Origin of the sequence: Porphyromonas levii, assembly GCF_018206105.1 — a bacterium.
Classification (GTDB): Bacteria; Bacteroidota; Bacteroidia; order Bacteroidales; family Porphyromonadaceae; genus Porphyromonas_A; species Porphyromonas_A levii.
On the sequence record NZ_JADRGN010000021.1, the window covers coordinates 1 to 22,343 of the forward strand.

Below are 22,343 nucleotides of genomic sequence, written 5' to 3' on the forward strand. Positions count from 1 at the left end.
GTAAAAACGCCAAATATTCAGCCACGAACCTTCTATGTAAAGCCCATGAACCGTCTATAGTATCGGCAAGACCATTTAATATATACTAATTGATCCATTTGATGTATATTAATTAACCCAATTAGTATATATTAAATTGGGTGATTAGTATATATTAAACGGTCATGGGATATACCGAGAGCGCTCAACCAGAAGAGACAAAAGGTTTATCGCCCCTACAATATCCGTCTTATCCTAAATCTATTGACGTTTTTCGAACGGATTTAACTATCCACTTAACCTTACGTGCCTGAGGTTTCACTGGTCTGTTAACTCCAATATCCTAATTTACTTGACTATGCGCACTAAGTGGTTGACTTTTTTCAGTGCTATACCACTACAATACGACCCTTGAGAGATAACACCATCGCCACACGATATGCAAAAAAAACAAAAAGCCACTAAATAAAGTCAAGGAAGCCCATAAGTATCAGTTACTCCAATAATAATACGTAGATTTGTCTAGCATAATATTAATATAATATCAGATACAATTATGAAGAAGATTTGCATGTGGAGCGCAGTTATACTACTGCTCACCAGCATGAGCGTAGCAGCCCAAGAAACAGAACCTGCACAGCTCAATATAATTTACAAGCAATTACTTAAGCACGAGCCAAATAACCCAGAGGGAGTGGTTGATGTCACTTTCGTGATGCTAAGTGTAGGGAATACAAGGGCTGTAATAGAGGACTATGCTGCCTATCAGACTGACTCCGTCAAAGCCATTGAAGGGATAGATGCAGCACGAATAAAAGAGTACGAAATTCGTGAAGGCGCTACTGAGTGCTTCTTCTTACCTAGGCTCTACTTGGACCTGAATAGTCAGACCATTGAGCACCACGAACCCATCATACCCAACCGATTCTTCTATACAGAACCCTTTCCTACAGACTGGATCATGGGTGAAGGCACGAAAGAAATAGCGGGCTACACATGCCACGAAGCTAAGCTCTCCTTTGCGGGTAGAGAGTGGACTGCATGGTATACCGAGGAGCTACCGTTACCCTATGGTCCTTGGAAGTTAGCAGGACTACCGGGACTTATCTTAGCAGCTGAGGATGCCACAGGAGAAATCTCTTTTGAACTTGCTGAAATCCGAAGCAAGAAAGGAATAGTTCCCCCTGCAGTCCGACTCAATAGTGAATTTGAGATTAAAAGAGTGGATTTTCTTGAGCGCTACCACACACTATATCCTCTACAAAAGATGAATGATATCAATGGCATTATTACGATGAATGTCCACAAAGCTTCAAACGGCAAGAGTGTGATCACCATTAATGATGGCATTGTAATGCGCTTGTACCCTAATGGTTTTGTCTTTTTAGAAAAAGAGTAAATGAAACATTGGCTGATAGGCACCCTACTCCTACTTGCTTGGGTATCGGCAGGTGCCCAGGTGAGTGGTGTGGTGGTAGATAGCGAAAACAATAAGCCCATCAGTGGCGTAATGGTCAAAGCTATTGTGAATGGTATGACCAAGGCTTTTGCCACCTCCGACCCAAAGGGCGTATTCAATATCCCCAAAGCACCACTACCTTGTACCCTCTCCTTTAGCCACCTCTCCTATGAGAGCTATAAGGCAGAGGCGAGCAATAACCAACCAACAACCTATCGGCTGGTACCCTCCAATCGGCAATTGGAGGATGTCGTGATAGAAGCTCCACGTATCGTGCAGCGTGGCGACACAACCACCTATCACCTAGGTCGATTTGTAAGCAAGCGAGATGTAACAGTGCAAGAAGCCCTTAAGAAGCTCCCAGGTGTAGAGGTGACTAAGGGCGGAACCATTTCCTATCTAGGCAAGGCTATTGACAAACTAACCATCGATGGCATGGATTTGGTAGAACGAGACTACCAAAGCACAATTCAGAACCTACGACATGAGAAGGTAGCGAAGGTCGAAATCATGGAGAATCAGCAGGAGGTCAAGATGCTGAAAGATCTGGTAGGCGATGACAAAATCGTGATGAACCTGGTGCTGAACCGCAAGGCTAGAGGTCGAGCCAATGGAAAAGCAGAAATAGGCACTGGCATAGACAGCCACAAGGAAGTTGCCTACAGAGGGATGGGACATCTTCTCTATGTACAGCCTAGGTGGCAAACCACCATGGAGGGCAGACTAGACAAGAACTTCAATGCCACAGATGAGGTACAACACTCCATAATACCGCAGTTGAAACCTAATAGTCCTCTACTCAGTGCGCTACCCAAGGGATTATCAGTGCCTACGCCCTCTATTTCTCCACACTTCTACCTCAGACAGAAGGGCGGGCAAGGCAAGCTAAAAAGCATCTACCAAATAGCTTCCGACCGCACCATTAGGGCAGACCTCAGCTACTCCGACTACACGAGCCGCCACACCTATGGCAATGAATTGACCTTCTTGAACCCTTCAAGTGGCGACAACCTTCTACTGGATGAAAACAAAGTAGACATACGTTCCCGAGAGCAAGTAGTGAAAGGGATGCTAGAGTACAAACGTGATGGGCAGAAGAATTATCTAAAAGAGGCAATCGACTACGTAGGTGTAGGGCAATACCAGCAGGATAATATTCTACGCGCTCCACACCCCATAACACAAATGGTGGAGCAGCGGTCACATCTCGTACGGAATAGCCTCCGCTGGTATACCAGAAGAGGAGATAGAGTTTTCTCTCTGAATAGTGATATATCGTACCAAACGGCACCATTACTATCACTCACGGTGCCAGAGCTAACACAAAGGTTTAGAGAGCAAATGGCACAAGCTAGCCTATCTAGTTCCTTCCTATTGTCCATCGGCAAGGGGTGGCAATTGAGCATCCCCATTGAGGCGCAGTACACCTATGATGTTATTTCCAAGGACGGTTTGGAATTTACTCGAGGCAATAGGTTAGCCCTTACGCTATCGCCACGGCTATGGCGCTTCACTCAAGGGGAGAACAACCTCTCCCTCACCATTCCTACAACATTGGCTGTAATGAAATACGGGGCAAAACCTAGTGAGACTCGTCTTTTGTTATCCCCAAGTCTCTACTTTATGCACCGCTTTAATCGGACATGGAGTGTCTTCGGCAACCTCAGCTACAACCAAAATGTGGGCAGCCTGCTTGACCTCCTTCGGACTCCTTACTTCACGACCTACCGTGAAGAACTATTGGGCTCAGGAAACCTCAGGAATACGAGAGGGGTCAATGGAGAATTTCATTTCGGTTTCCGAGCGCCAATAAGAGAGCTCTATGGGAATATTTCCCTTACAGGTCGTTATGATTATTCAGACCACCTCTTTTCCGATGACCCCTCAGAGAGACTCAATAGGATAGAGCTAGTCAAAGGGGATAATACAAGTGGGAGTTATGGTCTCAATGCCTATATATCCCGCTTTCTCAGGAAGAGCAAGACCAAGATATCACTTGGGCTTGCAGTCAATTACGCTCACTTTCAATCTATCCGTCAGGACACCCAGCAAAAGTCTCAGATATTGGGTGCCAGTACTTGGGGTAGCGCACAGTTTACGCTCAACGACAAATGGTCAGGCGAATACAACTACTCAGTAGATCGTTCGCAGATGTGGTACTCAGGGCAAACGCTTGCACCGCTCCATGGTACCACGAACAAACTAGAAGCAACCTACTCCCCAACGGACTACATACACCTTACGCTCATAGGTGAGCACCAAGGGAAAGAGCTTCTCCCCAAAGAGATGAAGCACCTCTTCCTACTCAGCTGCGTAGGCGAGTATCGGAGCCATATTGGCAACTTCAAGCTACACCTACACAACCTTCTGAATATGCAGGAATACGGCTTTACGAGCTATGGCGCTACCGAGAGGAATCGGTCATGGTATCAGCTCCGAGGTCGCTCAGCTCTCCTCTCCTACACCTTCTACTACTAGGCTAGAGCCCTTTTCCATAGGTATTGCTAGTAGTTCCCATACGATTAATGGCTATCCCAGTTGTAAACGAATGGTTTGCGACTGGGATAGCTGTTGTTATTACTATCCCTCCACAAAGCGAGTACAAGAGTGTTCCTTGGGGTGTTTTGGTTGGCGGGTTATAGAATTGTGGTATATTTGGGGGGTAGTTTGGGGCAAGAGGAAGATATTTATTTTTGGCATTGAATACACAGTGTATTATATATGAAGCGGAAAAAAGAAGCAACAGAGGTGGAACGTCCTTGGTATAGGCAGATGAGTGGAGGGAAGTGGTTGCTCCTAAATATTGTGGGGCTATTCGTGGCAGGGGCTCTACTAATGGGAGCTGCTGCACTATTTCTCGGCGTGTACACCCAGCATAATGGTGCCTTCAGGCTTCCTGATATCAAAGGGCTTTCACGGGAAGAGGCCCGGGCGCAGCTCGAGGCACACCACCTCACGATGGAGGTTATCGATTCCACTTATGTGGCAGGCGAAGCTCCTGGTATTGTACTAGAGACAGCGCCAAAGGCGGGAACGCTCATCAAGCGCCACCGCACTATCTTCGTAACGGTGAATACTCAGCAGGTGAAGACCATACCAATTCCCAAGTACGAAGGTCTTTCGGAGCGCTCTGTAGAGATGGTACTAAAGGGAGCAGGCTTTATAGAAGTAGTGAAAGAGTATGTCCCTAGCCCACACAACCAACTGGTGCTCCACATCAAAGACCAATCGGGGCGCTACCTTATGGCAGGTGATCGCGTACCCTACACTACTAAGCTTACGCTCGAGGTCGCTTCAGCTGAGGCGTACCGTGCAGAGCTTCTGGATAGTCTCGGAGTACAGAGTCCTGACTCCCTAAACGTGCAGAGCGCTACCCCAGAGGAGGAGGGTGAGTCATGGTTTTAACCGCAGGGAATGACGACACCTCAGCATACCAAGAGGAAGAGCTTTGGGAGCTTGAGACCCTCGATGAGATGGACGATAGCGAGGATGGCGCTTCAGTAGATGCGCCTACCCTCTTTGAGCACTTCTCTTGTGTAGTAGACAAGGGACAAACGCCTCTACGAATCGATCGTTTTCTTGTAGATCGTATGCCCAAGGTGAGCCGCAACCGCATTCAGCAGGCAGCAGAGGCGGGAGCGCTCTTTGTGGGCGATAAGGCGGTGCGTGCCAATTATAAGGTACGCCCAGGCGAGGTCATATCACTTAGGCTAGAGCGCCCACCCTATGAGCTAGAGATTCGTCCCGAACCTATCCCCCTTTCTGTGGTGTACGAGGATGAGTACCTGATGGTCGTGAACAAGCCAGCAGGCTTAGTAGTCCACCCAGGGCACGGCAACTATACTGGCACCCTTCTCAATGCCCTTGCCTATCATCTCAAAGATGACCCGAGGTACGACCCTAATGACCCCGAGGTAGGTCTCGTGCACAGAATAGATAAGGATACGAGCGGTCTGCTGCTCATTGCCAAAGAGGCAACGGTACGCACGGCACTCGCTCGTCAGTTTTTTGAAAAGACAACCCGCCGTGAATACCTCGCACTCGTGTGGGGACGCATGCCAGAAGAGGAAGGTACCGTGCGCACTAATCTAGGACGTGACCCCAAGGATCGCATGGTGATGACCACCTTCCCTTACGGTGGCGATGAAGGCAAAACAGCAGTCACCCACTACAGAGTAGAGGAGGAGCTGGGGTATGTGTCGCTGATTAGGTGTAAACTAGAGACAGGGCGCACCCATCAGATTAGAGCTCATGTCCGCAGCTTAGGGCACCCGATATTCAATGATGAGCGTTATGGCGGAGCTGAGCTCCTTAGAGGCAATCGCTTCGCGAGCTATCGGAAGTTCGTGGAGAATTGCTTTGCGCTATGCCCTCGACAAGCCCTACATGCCCAGACCCTAGGCTTTTATCATCCTGTGAAAAAGGAACAGATGGACTTCACTTCCGAGTTACCCGAGGATATGGGTGCGCTGCTAGAGAAGTGGCGTAGGTATGTGGCAGCAGGTGTCATTACGGCTGAGAATCTTGTGGACGAATAGAGTATGAGATAGGAGTGGAGGGATATAACAAAGGGTAGATGGGGTGAGGAAGGTTTAGGACGCATAACAAAAGAAAGATGAATAAGAGGCCAAAGATTGCCCTTGTGGCAGGCGGGTACAGTGGCGAATATGAAGTATCGCTAAAGAGTAGAGCAGGGATAATGAGCTTCTTAGAGGGGCACCCTCTGGAGATTTATCCTGTATTGATACAGCGCAACGCTTGGGTAGTGGAGCTAGATGGACAGCGGTACCCTATCGACCGTAATGACTTCTCCTTTGAGCGTAATGGCGAGCGCATTACCTTCAACTATGCGTACATCACGATTCATGGCACGCCAGGGGAGGATGGGTTGCTTACAGGATATTTGGACATGCTTGGGATACCGTATAGTTGTTGTCCTACGGCTATTGGGGCGCTAACCTTCAATAAGTACCTCTGCAAGCACTTCCTGCACAGTTTCGGCATAGCAATAGCGCCAAGTGTACGACTAAGACGTGGCGATGGTATTCGTCCGATGATCCTTGCTGTGGAGCCAGGATTGCCCGCTTTTGTCAAGCCTAATGTGGGAGGTAGTAGTGTTGCCACCACACGAGTAGATGCGGTGGAGGGGTTACTCCCTGCCGTAGAGGCGGCTTTTGCCGAAGGGGAGGAGGTCTTAGTAGAAGCGCTGATTACTGGTACAGAGGTCACTTGTGGAGCTTATGAGGATGCAGAGGGCTTGCACGTACTCCCCGTGACCGAGGTGGTACCAAAGCGTGCTTTCTTCGACTACGACGCCAAGTACAATGGAGCGGTAGAGGAAATCACACCCGCTCGTATAGGGGATATGATGACTACCGAGATACAGCAGCTCACCAGAGAAATCTACGGATACCTCGGTGCTTCGGGCATCATCAGGGTCGACTACATCATTGAGGATGGGAGACCAATACTACTGGAGGTAAATACAACTCCTGGTATGACTGCCACGAGCTTTATACCACAGCAAGTAGCTGCCGATGGGAAGGACATAGGCACAGTATTGGAGGGGATTATTAATTATCACTTAAGCAGGAAAAGAAGATGAGCAAGGAACTAATCAGCACTGAGGATGCGTACTTCGAGAGTATACGCCCATACCTGGATAGCGAGGTGCAGGAAGCAGTCCAGCAGATCATAAAGGAGGAGACGATTCTAGCAGTAGCCCATGAAGTATGGGGCGATATCTCCGAAGGACAACTAGGGGCAATGGCTGCGGAATGCAAGTCTATCAAGGACTTTAAGGTAAAGATGGCAAAGCCCATCATTGACTATATCCTGAAGCACTCTACCTTCTCGCTCACTATGTCGGGCAAGAGTAAGCTCGATAGGAGTGGTGGGGAGAAGTACCTCTTTATATCCAACCATAGAGATATCATACTAGACTCTGCCTTTCTCAACTATCTGAGTATCGAAGCGGGGCTTCCTTTGCCTCGGATAGCTATTGGTGATAACCTTTTGATTACGGAGTGGATAAGGGCGGTAGTGCGTCTCTCTGATGCGTTTATCGTGAAGCGCAAGCCCTCGATGCGGGAGATGCTGGTAGAGAGCAAGCGATTGAGCAACTATATCCGCAGCTCGGTAGTAGGGGATGAGGCGTCAGTATGGTTGGCTCAAAGCGAAGGTAGGCGTAAAAACTCAGATGACCGCACACAGACAGCTGTACTGAAGATGCTCACGCTGAGTGCCGAGAAGGGACAAAGTGACCAAGAGCTATTAGAGGAACTAAAGATAACGCCGATAGCCATTACCTATGAGTATGACCCTTGCGATTACCTCAAAGCAAAAGAGATGCTGGCGAAGCACCTAGACCCTGAGTGGAAGAAGAGCCCCATAGATGACATGATCAATATGCAGACAGGGCTACTGGGACAGAAGGGGCGCGTGCACTTCAGCATAGGTGAGACGCTTAGAGACCTCTCGGCTCTTACTCAGAGTGCTGGCAGCAAGCAGGAGATACTCAATGTAGTGGCTCAGGAGATAGACCGCCAAATCTTTACAAACTACCGACTTTACCCCAACAACTATGTAGCGTTTGACCTACTACATGGAGGACGACAGTTCGAGCACATGTACAGTCCAAAGGAGGAGCAGACATTTGTAGACTACCTAGAGGGTCAGGTGAAGAAAGTAGAGGCTGCCGAGGAGCACCAGTCCTTCGTAAGAGAGCGTATACTAGAGATGTATGCCACCCCTCTGAAGAATCACTTAATCACGACTAAGCAGATGCGGTAGTATGAAAGTGCTGATAATAGTTGACCCTCAGAATGACTTCATTACAGGGACACTCCCTGTAGCAGGTGCCAAAGAAGCGATGGATAGACTAGCGACAGCATTGCCCAAAATTCCTGCGGAGGAGATTGTGGTAACGATGGATGCTCATCCCATTGGGCACTGTAGCTTCGAGGCACAAGGCGGTATGTGGCCACCACACTGCGTGAAGTATAGTGTGGGTGCAGCGCTTTGGGAGCCGCTTATGGAGGCACTAAGAGTGGGACAAGGCCCAGTGCACTTCATAGAGAAGGGCGTACGGAAGGAGCTAGATGAGTACAGCGCTTTCGCAAAAGGGTACCCTACCCTTCTCGACAAGGCTAAGGAGGTTTTCCTATGTGGCATAGCAGGGAATGTATGTGTACTCTATACCTTGAACGACCTTGTAAAGCATGGGTTAGGGCAAAAACTCACGGTCATCACCGATGCAGCACCTAGCCTTGACGACGGCACTGCTTTGAAAGATACGATTAAAGAGAGTGGCGTAGGCGTAATAACACTAGAGGATTTTTAGGATATAAGAAATATGAGTTGGTTTGATTGTAAGATTACATACGAGAAAGAGATTAACCAGTCAGGCAAGATGCGTAAGGTGAGTGAGAGCTACCTTATCGATGCAGAGACTTTTACCGATGCGGAGGCTCGTATGGCCGAAGAGATGAATGGCAGGGGTAGCTTTGTAATGGATAGCGTAAAAAAAGTACGCCTCTACGACCTATTCATCGATGATAAGAGCGAACGCTACTATAAGTGCAAGGTAGGCTTTATCACACTAGACGAGAAGGCAGGTGTGGAGAAAAAGAAGTACGTACAGATGATTGTGCAAGCGGATGATATTGATCACGCTCTAGAGAACCTCCACAAGGGGATGCAAGACACACTAGGCGAGTATGACGTAGCTAGTGTATCCGAGACGCTCTATATGGATGTATTCAAGTATCAGATAAAAACAGAGGGATAAGTCGTGGATATTAAGGAACGACTGGAAGCCCTACAACAGGAGCTACCAGAGACCACTAAGCTAATAGCCGTATCCAAGTACCACACCCAGGAGGAGGTACTAGAGGCATACGAAGCCGGACAAAGGCGCTTCGGAGAGAATCGTGTGCAGGAACTACTTCCGAAGTACGACGCTCTGCCTAAAGATATTGAGTGGCACTTGATAGGCACACTGCAGCGTAATAAGGTAAAGTATGTGGTACCCTTCGTGCACATGATTCACAGTATCGATAGTGAGAAGCTACTTCAGGAAGTGGAGAAGGAGTGTATCAAGCAGGGGCGAAAGTACCTCCCTGTATTACTGCAGATACATATATCTGGAGAGGAGACCAAGCATGGATTTTCGCTAGAAGAGCTACAAGAACTAATCAATAGCGATCGCCTTAGAACCTACCAGCATGCTCAGATATCAGGCATCATGGGTATGGCTTCGCTGACAGACGATATGGAGCAGGTCGAGCGCGAGTTTGCACAGATGAAAGCACTCTTCGACGACCTACGTACTGGTGCTTTCAGTGAAAGCTCACACTTTACTGAGCTCTCAATGGGTATGACACACGATTATCCTATTGCCGTAAAGCATGGTGCAACCATTATTAGAGTAGGCAGCGCAATTTTCGGTTAATTTATAGATTAGAATAGACAACATATCGGATATTTTCCTACTTTTGTGGTGTAGTATTATAAGACATAGCTAGAGATAAAGTTTTATGAATGAGATAGACAACCCTTTTAACCTCGAGGAAGAAGACCTCGATTGGTACGACGAAGAACTTCTCGAGTTTGTCAGAGAAGAGACAGCTGAGATAGAAAGTATCACAGAGCTCTTGGATCAGGATATCTTGTATCTCTACGAGCTTTGGGAAGAGTACACAGAACAGCTAGATGGCGAGGAGGAAGTCGTAGAGGTAGAACCCGAAGACTTCCACGAATATGCGCTTAAGAGTGCAGCTGAGGACGAACAAGACATCTCCATATCTGTGGAGGACATGGTGCTACTCATCCAGTTGCAACAAGAGTTCGACGTCTCTCTCGAAGAGGACGATGACGAGTAGGATTAGTATTTATTTTAATAGTTAGATGTTATGAGTAAGATTAAAGGTTTTCTAAGTGTAAGTATAGTTACCATCGGTTTGATACTGAGTGGTTGTGGTGCTAGTAATTCTCTAAAGGGCGCTGGTATCGGTGCCGCAGCAGGTGCCGCTATCGGTGCTGGCATAGGTAGAGTAGCTGGCAATACTGGTATAGGTGCTATCATAGGCACAGCCATAGGTGGTGCGGCTGGTGGTATCATTGGCAACCAAATGGATAAGCAGGCGAAAGAGCTAGAGCAGCAGATTCCTGATGCTACTGTAGAGACCGTGAATAATGGTGAGGCCATCCGTGTTACATTTGATAGCGGTATCCTCTTCCCAGTAAACTCTAGTACGCTTAACGCTAGTTCGCGCGAAGCACTTCGCAAGTTTGCTGAAAACATGAATGCCAACCCTGATACGGACATCAAGATTGTGGGTCATACCGACAAGACTGGTAGGTATGAATACAACATGCAGCTATCCCGTGAGCGTGCGATGAGTGTACTCAACTTCCTCCGTGCGCAGAGGGTAGAGAGCGCTCGTATGATGGGTGAAGGTGTAGGTCCAGATCAGCCAGTCGCCATGGGCGATAGCAAAGCTGACCTAGCTAAGAACCGCCGTGTAGAGATCTTTATCCTCCCCAATGCCAAGATGATTAAGGAGGCTAAGGAGGCTGCTAAGAAGTAAGCAGACACACGCTAGACATACATTTTATATACCCCCTCGGTAGATTGGTTAGTGCCAACCTACCGAGGGGATTCTTTGTAACTTTGGATAGGGATACAAAAATAAATCGTTACCTTTGTGGTGCTATAAACAAGACGGAGGTAAGGGAAACTGGTGGAAATCCAGTACAGTACCCGCTGCTGTAAGTCTCAGTAATACTCTGCTATACACACATAAGCCACTGCCTACTAGAGGGTGGGAAGGCGTCGTAGAGTGAGACGAGTCAGAAGACCTACTTCGGCTCTGTTACATCTAGTATATTTTTTGTTGAACCATTACTTTCGGGAGTTAAAGTTATGACCAATCCTATCAAGTACATCATCAAGCGCGATGGAGTCCAAGAGGCGTTCGTCCCTACCAAGATAGAGAACGCCATCCTAAAGGCCTACGTAGCGGCAGGCTACACCGACCATTTCGTGGAAGTCAAGTCGGCTACACTTAAGATTCTTAGCCGTATAGATAAAGATGTGATATCCGTGGAGGAGGTGCAGGACATTGTGGAGAGTGAACTCATGCACTTCAATCCTGATGTAGCCAAGCGCTACATCCTTTACAGGGAGTGGCGCAATACTGAGCGACAGAAGAAGACAGCTCTGAAGCAATCATTGGATGGTATCGTAACTATTGACAACAACGATGTCAACCTCAGCAATGCCAACATGAGTAGTCATACCCCATCAGGACAGATGATGACTTTTGCATCGGAAGTAACTAAGGACTACACCTATCGATACCTACTCCCTACCAAGTACGCCGAGGCGCACCGTAGGGGTGACATTCATATCCACGACCTAGACTACTATCCTACCAAGACGACCACCTGCGTGCAGTACGACTTGGCAGACCTATATGAGCGAGGATTTCACACCAAAAATGGAGGCATCCGTACCCCCCAGAGTATTCAAAGCTACGCCACACTGGCAACCATCGTATTCCAGACCAATCAGAACGAACAGCATGGTGGACAAGCCATACCAGCTTTCGACTTCTTCATGGCACCTGGAGTGTATAAAACCTTCGTGAAACATGTGGCGGATCTACTACAATTTGCACTCCAGACGGTAGACGAAAGCGTGGATATAGAGTCTAAAAAGGCTAGAGAGCTAGTAGCCCAACACCTACACTCCATACTCCCCTCTTCTACCGAAGTCGATCATCTGCACGAGGCGATATGCGAGGAGTATTATGAGCACCTTAATCGTCGCCTTCTTGTGAAGGTCATCGAGAAAGCCATAGAAAGGAGCCGACGCGATACCCATCAAGCCATGGAGGGCTTTATCCACAACCTCAATACCATGCACTCTAGAGGTGGTAATCAGGTGGTATTTAGCTCGATTAACTATGGCACCGATACTTCTCCCGAAGGTCGGATGGTAATGGAGGAGCTTATGAAAGCGACCATAGAGGGTTTGGGTGACGGCGGAGAGACCCCCGTCTTCCCTATTCAGATATTTAAGGTAAAAGAGGGCATCAACTATTCCGATGCAGACTACGAACTAGCGCTGAAGAACTTCGATAAGGCGCTGGCAGGGGAAGTATTCTTCTCTTGTCCCAACTTCGACCTCTTCCTACGTGCCTGCGATACTACAGCCAAGGCACTTTTCCCCAACTTTGTCTTCCTCGATAGCACGTTCAATCGTCACGAATTGTGGCGAGAGGACGACCCAAAGCGCTACAAATACGAAATAGCTACAATGGGATGCCGCACGAGGGTATTCGAAAACCTCAATGGCGAGAAGACCTCTATAGGCAGAGGCAACCTCTCATTCACCACCATCAATCTCCCAAGACTTGCGATTGAAGCCATGCGCTATGCCGAGGAGCACTCCACGCTCCATACCGACCAAGGTACACTGAGGAGCATGGCGGTAAATAAACTATTCGAGAGCCTACGCGACCTAGCCCGACTAGTGGGAGAGCAGCTCTATACCAGGTATGAATTCCAAAGAAGTGCCCTGGCACGCCAATTCCCCTTCATGATGGGCAACGATGTATGGAAGGGAGGTGCCGCCCTGCGCCCCAATGATAAGGTAGGCGATGTACTCAAGAGTGGCACACTCGGCATAGGTTTTATCGGAGGGCACAATGCCATGTACGCTATCTACGGAGAAGGTCATGGCACCAACGATCAGGCGTGGGAGACCCTCAGACAGTGCCTAGTAATCCTCAACGAAGTGGCTGGAGAATTAAAGGAGAAATATCACCTCAATTACTCTGTCCTAGCAACACCGGCAGAAGGATTATCCGGACGCTTTACCCGAATGGATAGGAAGCGATACGGGATCATAGAGGGCGTAACCGACAGAGACTACTACGTCAATTCTTTCCACGTAGATGTCAAGGAGCAAATCACTATTGCCGAGAAGATAAAGCGTGAAGCACCATTCCACGCACTCACTGGTGGCGGACACATTACGTATATAGAGCTCGATGGTGAGGCGAAGAAGAATGTGCGTGCTATCTCCAAGATAGCAAAGCTAATGAAGGAGCAAAACATTGGCTATGGCTCTATTAACCACCCAATAGACACATGCCAAGAGTGCCACTACAAAGGTATCATCTACAGTAAATGCCCAATCTGTAAGAGCGAACATATTCTGAGGATGAGGCGCATCACTGGGTACCTTACTGGAGATCTGAGCTCGTGGAACTCCGCTAAGCGTGCGGAGGAAAAAGACCGCACCAAGCACCACTAACAAGTACACCAACGCCCATCCGACACAGTCTGGCAAGATGAGTCTGAGAATATTGAATATTATGCCCGAGACCATACTAGATGGCGAGGGGATTCGCTACTCTATCTACTTGGCTGGTTGTCGTCACAATTGCCCTGGCTGCCATAACCCCGAGAGCCATAATCCCCTAGCGGGAGAGGTGGTGACCAAGGAGATGATAGAGCAAATCATAGAGGAGATTCAAGAAAATCCTATGCTAGATGGCGTCACCTTTAGTGGTGGAGATCCCCTCTTCAACCCAGAAGAATTTCTGCCACTACTTCGGACCATCAAGCAACGCACACAGATAAATATCTGGTGCTATACAGGCTTTACCTACGAAGCTATCAAAGACCACCCACGCTACCAGCCGCTATTGGAATATATAGACGTACTGGTAGATGGGCGCTTTGTAGCTAGTCTTTATGACCCCCGACTCTCCTTTCGGGGCAGTAGCAATCAGAGAATTATCAATTTGGCAGAGAAACGAAAGCCATAAAGCAGCTGCCCTAATGGCTCTTAATAGGTCGGTCGACGTTTTAAGCGTAACCTCTTCTGCCCTACTACCCCTCTTGCATCTACACATCATAGAACGCCCCACCCTTATTCTGCACAGTAAATCATCTATTCATACCGAGAACAGGGGAAACTGATAGGGGCAGCGCATACGCTCCTCCCCTACCTCACCGATTGCCCTCTACTGAGCAAAGAAAGTTTCTCCCTAGAGAGACTCCAGTTTCTCCCTAGAGAGACTCCAGTTTCTCCCTAGAGAGACTCCAGTTTCTCCCCAAAGGGACTGAAACCGCAACGGCGATGACCTTAATAAGAGTATGCTTCTACACAAAACCAAGACACCGAGCTAAGTATAGGAGGAGCGGAAGAGCAATTATTTTGCGCTATTATATATAATGTGTACTTTTGCACGGAATTTAAGTTTCAAGCGAAAAAGATAGAAGAGTAGTATCAATATGGCAAGTAACCTCCTGATAGTTGAGTCCCCAGCAAAATCCAAAACAATTGGAAAGTTTTTAGGCAAAGACTTCCAAGTGCTTTCGAGCTACGGTCACATCCGAGACTTGAAGACTAAAGGTATGGGAGTGGATCTCGACAATAACTTCGAGCCCCAGTATGAAGTTTCGGAGGATAAAGAGAAAGTAGTTCGTGAACTAAAGTCGGCTGCCAAGAAGGCAGACAAAGTGTGGCTGGCAAGTGATGAAGACCGTGAGGGAGAAGCTATTGCGTGGCACTTGGCAGAGGTATTGGGACTGAATAAGAAGGAGGAGAACCGAATTGTATTCCATGAGATTACCAAGACGGCAGTAGAACAAGCATTGGCCAATCCACGCTCGATAGACGTGCAGATGGTAGATGCCCAGCAAGCCCGCAGGGTACTAGATAGGATTGTAGGGTTCGAGCTTAGCCCCGTGCTATGGCGCAAGATTAGACCTCAGCTATCTGCTGGGCGTGTACAGTCCGTAGCTGTTCGTATCATCGTAGAGCGTGAGCGTGAGATCAATAGCTTCGAGGGCAAGAGCAGTTTCCGTATCCGTGGGCTCTTTGTGACAAGCAATGGAGAAAAGGTCACGGCAGAGGTGGCACAGCGACCCGAGACTGAGGAGGAAGTAAGAGCAATCCTAGAGGCTCTTATCGATGCTAATTACACGGTGGGAAAGATAGAGGTAAAGCCCTCTAAGCGTAAACCAGCAGCACCCTTTACCACTTCTACACTCCAACAAGAGGCTTCTCGCCGCATGGGCTATCCTGTAGGGCAGACTATGCGTCTGGCGCAGAGCCTATACGAGGCAGGACACATTACTTATATGCGTACCGACTCGGTCAATCTATCGGACTATGCCGTTGCCACGAGCTGTGCTCTTGTGGAGCGCGAATATGGGAAGGAATTTGTCAAGGCACGCCAATACAAAGTACATACCAAGGGGGCTCAAGAGGCACACGAAGCTATCCGACCTACCAATGTGGAGGTAGAGAGTGCTGGTACCAATAAGCAGGAGCGTGCCCTATACGATATGATTAGGAAGCGTACACTGGCTTCTCAGATGGCCGATGCCGAAATGGAAAATACCACGGTAGAGATACTATCCGGTACTACCACCACTTTCGAGGCGAAGGGAGAGGTAGTAAAGTTTGAGGGCTTCCTGAAAGTCTACCTAGAGGGGAGTGACGACGACGAAGAGCGAGAGGAGGGAGGACTTCTACCCAAGATGAGTAAGGGCGATGCGCTCTCATGCGAAGAGGTGGAGGCACGTGAGCGGTTCAACCAACGCCCTGCACGATATACCGAGGCCTCTCTCGTGAAACGGCTAGAAGAGCTTGGTATAGGACGACCATCGACCTACGCACCTACGATTCAGACCATCCAAAAGCGTGAGTATGTGACTAAGAAGTCTACAGATGGCGAAAAACGTGATTATCTAGAACTTAAACTCAAAGATAATAAGATCTCTAAGCGTACCAAGAAGGAGGTCTATGGTGCCGATAAGAATAAACTCTTCCCTACGGATACGGGTATTGTGGTGACCGACTTCCTCGTGGAGCACTTCCCACAGGTACTCGACTACAACTTCACGGCTAAGGTAGAGGAGGAGTTCGATAATATAGCAGCAGGGAAAAAGGAGTGGAATAGCGTCATCGCTACTTTCTACAACCTATTTCACGATAATGTAGAGACGGTGATGGCGGAGAAGAGCGAGTACCGTGTAGGTGAGCGCCAACTAGGCGAAGACCCTACTAGTGGTGAGCCTGTCTTTGCCAAGATAGGGAGATTTGGACCTATGGTACAGATAGGAGCAGTTGATGAGGAAGGAAAAAAGCCTCGCTTCGCTTCTATCCCTGCCGAGCTTTCACTGGAAACACTAACGCTTGAGCAGGCTCTAAAACTCTTTAAGCTACCACGTAAGCTAGGCGAATACCAAGGAGAACAGGTAGAGGCAAATATTGGTCGTTTTGGCCCTTATGTCCGTTTCGGCAAACTATTCGCCAGCATTCCCAAAGATATGTCGGCTTACGAAATCACACTAGAGGAGGCAAAGCCTCTGATAGATGCGAAAGTGGAGCAGGAGAAGAATAAGTTTATCGCCTCTTTTGGCGAGGGCAAGGAGATAGCTGAGGTACTGAATGGACGCTGGGGTCCTTATATCAAGTACAAAAAGAGTAACTACAAAATCCCTAAGGGGACTGATGCCACCAAGCTCACCGAGGTAGATGTTCGTAAGATTATCGCCGATACGGATAAGGATGGAGGGGCTAAGAAACGCAGCATAAAGAGCAAGAAATAATGAGTAAGGATAAGTTTATACTACTTTTGGATAGCTCTACCGACTATTGCTCAGTAGCTCTAGCCAGCGAAGAGCGAGGAGTGGTTGCGGAGCGAGAGGAGAACGACCGCACAAAGCAGTCGGCACGCTTGGCGGTAATGGCAAATGAAGTACTGGCTGAGATCCCAGAGGGCGCTGAGCTATCGGCAGTCTGCCTAGCCGAAGGTCCTGGGAGCTACACTGGTCTTAGGATAGCTGCAGGGTATGCTAAAGGGCTCGCGTGGTCACGCAATATACCACTACTTGCACTCCCTACTACGCTCCTCATTGCCCTTAGCTATAAAGCCACAGAGGCACCATCTACTGATGCGCTCTTGATGCCAATGATTGATGCCCGACGTATGGAGGTCTACTCGGCACTATATACCGTAAATAATGAAGCGGAGACAGATATAGCTGCACTTATCCTCACGGAAGAGGAGACTCAGAAGTCACTGCAGGAAATTGTAGGAGATAGAGAACTAGTCTACTTCGGTTCGGGTGCGGAGAAGGCTCAAACACTAATGGGTTCATTGCTTCCTAGGAGTCGCTTTGTCCCCAATATCTACCCAAAGGCAAAAGATATGGCAGAGGCTGCCTTCTCTCTCTTGGAAGAAGGGCAACGACTAGACGTAGCTTACTGGGAGCCCTTCTACCTCAAAGAGTATGAAGCAAAGAAGACACTTAATAAAGTATTACGCAATATATATAAATAGGAAAGATAAAATGAAAGCATCAGTATTCCCTGGACAAGGTGCCCAGTTTGTGGGCATGGGCAAAGACCTTTACGACACGGACGAGAGAGCCCATCAGCTTTTTGAACATGCCAATGTTATCCTTGGTTATCGTATTACCGATATCATCTTTGGTGGTACAGAAGAGGAGCTCAAGCAGACTAAAGTAACTCAGCCAGCTGTATTCCTCCATTCTTACATCTCAGCAATAGTAAGCGAGGAGGGTAGAAACGCTGATATGATGGCGGGGCACTCGCTCGGAGAATTTACCGCACTCGCTGTAGCCGGAGCGCTATCCTTTGAGGACGCTCTCATGCTCGTATATAAGCGCGCAATGGCTATGCAAAAGGCATGTGAGAAAGCACCTTCCACCATGGCGGCTATCATCGGTCTACCAGACGAGAAGGTAGAGGAGCTATGCGCCTCAGTAGTAGGCGAGACCGTTATCCTCGCCAATTACAACTCTCCTGGTCAGGCAGTAATTTCAGGTTCTATCGCTGGTGTAGAGAAGGTAATAGATCTCGCCAAGGAGGCTGGTGCTAAGCGTGCCCTTCCGCTCAATGTGAGTGGTGCCTTCCACAGTCCATTCATGGAAAGTGCACGAGAGGAACTAGAGGCAGCGATCAAGGAGACGAGCTTCAATACACCACGCTGCCCTATTTACCAAAATGTAGATGCGCTACCCCATACTGACCCAGAAGAGATTAGGCAAAACCTAATCAAGCAACTCACAGCACCGGTTCGCTGGACACAGACTGTACTCAATATGCGCAAGGATGGCGCTACAGAATTCGAGGAATATGGTCCTGGCAAGGTGCTACAAGGGCTTATCAAGCGAATTATCTAACCCTTTATTTGGCGGTTCGGATATTTTTTGTATCTTTGCCATCGCTTAAGGGTTATGGCGAGATAGCTCAGATGGTTAGAGCGCATGATTCATAATCATGAGGTCCCGAGTTCAATTCTCGGTCTCGCTACAGAGCAAGAGCGGCAGGTTACGATTGTAACTTGCCGCTCTTCTGTTATAGGTGTCCCCACCAAGCATAGTGCTTACGACGGTTGAGATAATCTAAATCGGACTGATGTAAGTACGCTTCTCGCTCGAAGCTAATATTACGATAGGCATTCCCTTTGAAGGGTAATCGGACGAGCCACTCGATAAAGTACCACACGTAGAATAGGATATACCCCATCTCTTTCATTTGAGCCGTATGTATTCGCTCATGGTTGATATCCACCGCTCCTACCGCATGCTTCCACCCCTTCCTTACGAGTATAATACCGAAGAAGTTAAGGCACAAGAAGCCATCGAAAGGGATAAATCTATTCTCTAATATCTTCATAGGTCTACGATATCAATAGTACAATGCAGTAGCACGAGGGGTAGCAAAGTCCCCTCGTGATACCTTACTGTGCTATCTCCGATAGTTCCAACCAACGGAGTTCACTAAGATCTAGTTCATCCTTCACCTCACTATACGATGCCCCAAGGCGTACTAGCTCCTCGGGGGATGCCGTCCCGCTATTCATCTTATCCTCTATAGCTTTCAGCTTCAGCTCTAGTTCGGGGAGAAGTTCAGTCAATTGCTCAAGCTCCCTTTGCTCTTTATAGGAGAGCTTCTTCCTTTCTCTCTCCGAGCGTTGTGGCTTCGGTGCCTCGGTCTTCTCAGTCTTAGACTTAGCTACTACCTTCTCCTCCTTGGGGGAATTGCGATAGTCGGTATAATTACCTGGGAAGTCACGCACCTTTCCATCGCCTTCTAGCACAAACAGATGTTCGGTGATACGATCCATGAAGTACCTATCGTGCGACACGACAAGCAAACACCCGTCGAACTGACTTAGGTACTCCTCCAGCACCTGTAGCGTAGGTATATCTAAGTCGTTAGTAGGTTCGTCAAGGACAAGAAAGTTAGGCTTCTGCATCAGCACCGTACAGAGCTGAAGTCTACGGCGCTCTCCACCACTTAGAAGTGATACATAGTCCTGCTGCCGTTTCGGAGGGAAAAGGAATCTAGTTAGGAGCTGCATAGCGCTATGCTCCGCCCCACTGCGCCCTACAATACGTTCGGCAATATCGGTGACGACTTCTATAACCTTCTTATCTTCGGGAAAAGCAGGTGGCAACTGCGAGAAGTAGCCAAACTTTACGGTCTCCCCCACCTCGATAGTCCCTGAAGTAGGCTCCAGCTCCTGCATAATCAGACGAATCAGAGTGGTCTTGCCAGCTCCATTAGGACCAATAATACCGACTCTGTCTCTACGTGCAAAACTATAGGAGAAGTCCTTAATCACATCGAGGGTACCGTAACTCTTAGATAGCCCTCTGGCTTCAAATATCTTCTTTCCGATATATACCGACTCATTGTCTAGGCGAGGCCCTTGCTGGATAGGGATATTCCGCAGCTGTCCTTGGAGCTCCTCAAAGGCATCCTTCCGATAGCGTGCTTTGGTACCACGTGCTTTCGGCATTCTGCGCATCCAATCCAACTCTGTCCGATAGCGATTCCGAAGTGTCGCTTGTTCGCTCTCCATCTGCTCAAGACGTTCAGCGCGCTTCTGGAGATAGAGACTATAATTCCCTTCATACGTGAATATCTGCTTATCGTCTAGCTCCATTATGGTATCGCACACCTGATCCAGGAAGTACCTATCGTGCGTCACCATCAGTAGTCCCGCATTGGAGGTCGAGAGATAACCCTCCAGCCACTCCACGGTACTTGGGTCTAGGTGGTTAGTAGGCTCGTCGAGGATAAATAGGTCTGGACTCCTAAGAAGCACCGATGCTAATGCTATGCGCTTCGTTTGCCCTCCCGATAATCCCTGCGTACTCCTATGAGGATCTCCCAGTTCCAATTGCGTCAGCAGTGCCTGTAGCTCCTGTTCTATATGCCAGCCATCGTGCTGATCCATAGCTGCGATAGCACGGTTCAGCCGATCCGTATCTTCGCTCTCCACAGCAGCCTCATACTCCAAGATGACCTCCTGAAGGTTCGGAGCGATACCACTAAGACTAGCAGAAAGGATATCGGGGTAGCCCGAGAAGTCACTCTTTTGAGGCAGATAAGCCAGCTTAAGGTCTCTCATCGTGGTAATCTCTCCACTATCGATACTCTCCTCGCCTACCAGCATACGGAGAAGAGTAGTCTTACCCGCTCCATTAGGAGCGATAAGACCAATCTTCTGCCCTTTCTCTATAACAAAGGTAAGGTGACTAAAGAGCTCCAGAACCCCGAAGCTCTTGCTTAGATTATCTACTTGCAGTAGCGACATCAGAAAACTATAGTGATTCGACCTTGTACGACAACGAAATCTATTCCTTTGAAGTTATCGCCGGCAACTGAGTAACTACCGTGAAAGTCTTTATGATGATCAAGATAATTAGCATGCAGAGAGAAGCAAAGGTGTTTCGTTGTCCAATAATTGGCAAAAGCACCATAGCTCATACCAGCAAGCGCTTCAGTCCCTTCGTGATCATTAAGATAAAGCCCCGATGCTCTCACTCCAAGCTCTAGCGCCTGATCACCATCATAAGGGCTACCACTAAAGTCTCCGCTACTTGCTTTATAGCTACGTGGATTGCCGAGTACCGTATAGCTCGCACGCACATTCCAACCAGCGTACTGAGGGGTAGGAAGGTTCTCAGCACGGAAGAAGTTGGTTCCAAGACCCTCCGCCGTAAATAAGAAGTTCTTATTCTGGTAGGCAAGCTCCACACCATAATTAAGTTGGCTCTTCGTATTGGCATAATTATAGGTGACAAACTTCGGAGCAATAGCACCTGTCTCTATACCCATGGCACCAGTACGAACGCTATTGCCATTCGTCATACGCATCCAATAAGCATTGGCACCTAGCTGTAGCTTCTCAAGCCTCTTATTGACTACGTTGTAGGCGAAGCGTCCTGCCACTCCTACCTCAGGTCGCTTGGGCAGACCTATTCCCACGAAGTCATTGAGGTTAAATGTATAGGCACCTAAGGCTGCATAGTGCCTGCCACTGGTACTATAGAGCGCCAAACCGAAACGACGAGACGATGCCATGGATAGTCCCATAGGCGTATCCATAGCCATAGCGCTACTTGTACTGTAGTTTTTACTCGCTGGGCCAGGCACCTTCATCTGCCCAAAAGTCAGCTTTAGATTATCACTCAACTGATAGTCGAGCAACATATTGAGTAGGCTAATCTTATTCCCAGCATAGTTGAAGTGAAACTGAAAGCCCCAGTGCTTACTAAAGCTCCCCGAGAGTTCTGTCTGGAGATTGGAAAACCGTACACTAGGACTAATAGAGAAGGGGGTTCCCTCTAGCGTAGCCTGCTTGGTATCGAACGTGGGCACAAAACCTGCACCATCGAGCGTGTAGGTATTTGCCACCTTAAGCTTGAACCCATTGCTACCCTTTACATAAAGTGCAGCATTGTGGTATGCGACTGATGTCTTGGACTGTGCCATGGCACCTCCTAGCGTAGCGATTACCATCGCAATGGTAAGGACTAATCGTTTCATACAAAT

19 protein-coding genes, 1 tRNA gene and 1 riboswitch are annotated in these 22,343 nt (G+C 48.3%); of the genes, 17 read left to right on the top strand and 3 right to left on the bottom strand.

What is annotated here, in order from left to right:
- The first annotated feature begins 535 nt into the window (after nt 1-535).
- From IX315_RS05695 to IX315_RS05775, 17 genes are all read left to right on the top strand, one after another.
- A complete protein-coding gene (locus IX315_RS05695; RefSeq protein ID WP_134849389.1) occupies nt 536-1,378 on the top strand; it encodes a GLPGLI family protein in 843 nt (280 codons plus the stop codon).
- Entirely contained in the window at nt 1,379-3,916 is a 2,538-nt protein-coding gene (locus IX315_RS05700) for a carboxypeptidase-like regulatory domain-containing protein (RefSeq protein WP_211637473.1), read from the top strand. It begins immediately after the preceding gene.
- Nucleotides 3,917-4,159: 243 nt separating this feature from the next.
- The gene (locus IX315_RS05705; protein WP_018358162.1) at nt 4,160-4,843 is read left to right on the top strand and encodes a PASTA domain-containing protein; all 684 of its coding nucleotides are present in this window, start codon (nt 4,160-4,162) and stop codon (nt 4,841-4,843) included.
- Between the two features lie 68 nt (nt 4,844-4,911).
- Nucleotides 4,912-5,976, top strand: a complete 1,065-nt coding sequence (locus tag IX315_RS05710) for an RluA family pseudouridine synthase (protein ID WP_051074815.1) — start codon at nt 4,912-4,914, stop codon at nt 5,974-5,976.
- Between the two features lie 77 nt (nt 5,977-6,053).
- Nucleotides 6,054-7,043: a D-alanine--D-alanine ligase gene (locus IX315_RS05715; RefSeq protein ID WP_211636923.1), complete on the top strand. Its 990-nt coding sequence runs from the start codon at nt 6,054-6,056 to the stop codon at nt 7,041-7,043.
- A complete protein-coding gene (locus IX315_RS05720) occupies nt 7,040-8,230 on the top strand; it encodes a 1-acyl-sn-glycerol-3-phosphate acyltransferase (RefSeq protein WP_134849384.1) in 1,191 nt (396 codons plus the stop codon). Before IX315_RS05715 ends, IX315_RS05720 begins: the two co-directional genes overlap by 4 nt.
- Before the next feature lies 1 nt (nt 8,231).
- On the top strand, nt 8,232-8,780 hold the full coding sequence (locus IX315_RS05725) for an isochorismatase family protein (RefSeq protein ID WP_134849383.1): 549 nt from the start codon (nt 8,232-8,234) through the stop codon (nt 8,778-8,780).
- A gap of 12 nt (nt 8,781-8,792) precedes the next feature.
- The gene (locus IX315_RS05730; RefSeq protein WP_018358157.1) at nt 8,793-9,227 is read left to right on the top strand and encodes a DUF4494 domain-containing protein; all 435 of its coding nucleotides are present in this window, start codon (nt 8,793-8,795) and stop codon (nt 9,225-9,227) included.
- A gap of 3 nt (nt 9,228-9,230) precedes the next feature.
- Nucleotides 9,231-9,890: a YggS family pyridoxal phosphate-dependent enzyme gene (locus IX315_RS05735; protein ID WP_211640926.1), complete on the top strand. Its 660-nt coding sequence runs from the start codon at nt 9,231-9,233 to the stop codon at nt 9,888-9,890.
- Nucleotides 9,891-9,975: 85 nt separating this feature from the next.
- On the top strand, nt 9,976-10,320 hold the full coding sequence (locus IX315_RS05740; RefSeq protein WP_018358155.1) for a hypothetical protein: 345 nt from the start codon (nt 9,976-9,978) through the stop codon (nt 10,318-10,320).
- Between the two features lie 30 nt (nt 10,321-10,350).
- Nucleotides 10,351-11,028 (top strand): YiaD family glycine zipper/OmpA-like lipoprotein, encoded by a 678-nt coding sequence (locus IX315_RS05745; protein WP_211636910.1) that lies wholly within the window; start codon nt 10,351-10,353, stop codon nt 11,026-11,028.
- Nucleotides 11,029-11,129: 101 nt separating this feature from the next.
- Nucleotides 11,130-11,321: riboswitch (cobalamin riboswitch) on the top strand.
- A gap of 42 nt (nt 11,322-11,363) precedes the next feature.
- Entirely contained in the window at nt 11,364-13,763 is a 2,400-nt protein-coding gene (locus IX315_RS05750; protein WP_211636908.1) for an anaerobic ribonucleoside triphosphate reductase, read from the top strand.
- Nucleotides 13,764-13,800: 37 nt separating this feature from the next.
- Complete coding sequence (gene nrdG, locus IX315_RS05755; RefSeq protein ID WP_244973101.1) at nt 13,801-14,280, top strand: anaerobic ribonucleoside-triphosphate reductase activating protein; 480 nt, start codon at nt 13,801-13,803, stop codon at nt 14,278-14,280.
- A gap of 469 nt (nt 14,281-14,749) precedes the next feature.
- Nucleotides 14,750-17,077: a type I DNA topoisomerase gene (topA, locus tag IX315_RS05760; RefSeq protein ID WP_018358151.1), complete on the top strand. Its 2,328-nt coding sequence runs from the start codon at nt 14,750-14,752 to the stop codon at nt 17,075-17,077.
- Entirely contained in the window at nt 17,077-17,811 is a 735-nt protein-coding gene (gene tsaB, locus IX315_RS05765; protein WP_018358150.1) for a tRNA (adenosine(37)-N6)-threonylcarbamoyltransferase complex dimerization subunit type 1 TsaB, read from the top strand. The genes topA and tsaB overlap by 1 nt, the downstream gene beginning before the upstream one ends.
- Before the next feature lie 10 nt (nt 17,812-17,821).
- Entirely contained in the window at nt 17,822-18,676 is an 855-nt protein-coding gene (gene fabD, locus IX315_RS05770; RefSeq protein ID WP_134849379.1) for an ACP S-malonyltransferase, read from the top strand.
- Between the two features lie 56 nt (nt 18,677-18,732).
- Nucleotides 18,733-18,806, top strand: a tRNA-Met gene (locus tag IX315_RS05775).
- A 45-nt stretch (nt 18,807-18,851) separates the two neighbouring features.
- Here IX315_RS05775 and IX315_RS05780 read toward each other — a convergent pair.
- The 3 genes from IX315_RS05780 to IX315_RS05790 all read right to left on the bottom strand — a co-directional run bounded on the left by IX315_RS05780 (nt 18,852) and on the right by IX315_RS05790 (nt 22,337).
- The gene (locus IX315_RS05780; RefSeq protein WP_134849378.1) at nt 18,852-19,172 is read right to left on the bottom strand and encodes a hypothetical protein; all 321 of its coding nucleotides are present in this window, start codon (nt 19,170-19,172) and stop codon (nt 18,852-18,854) included.
- Between the two features lie 64 nt (nt 19,173-19,236).
- Entirely contained in the window at nt 19,237-21,102 is a 1,866-nt protein-coding gene (gene abc-f, locus IX315_RS05785) for a ribosomal protection-like ABC-F family protein (RefSeq protein ID WP_018359313.1), read from the bottom strand.
- On the bottom strand, nt 21,102-22,337 hold the full coding sequence (locus IX315_RS05790) for a porin (RefSeq protein WP_134849376.1): 1,236 nt from the start codon (nt 22,335-22,337) through the stop codon (nt 21,102-21,104). Before IX315_RS05790 ends, abc-f begins: the two co-directional genes overlap by 1 nt.
- Between the last annotated feature and the right edge of the window lie 6 nt (nt 22,338-22,343).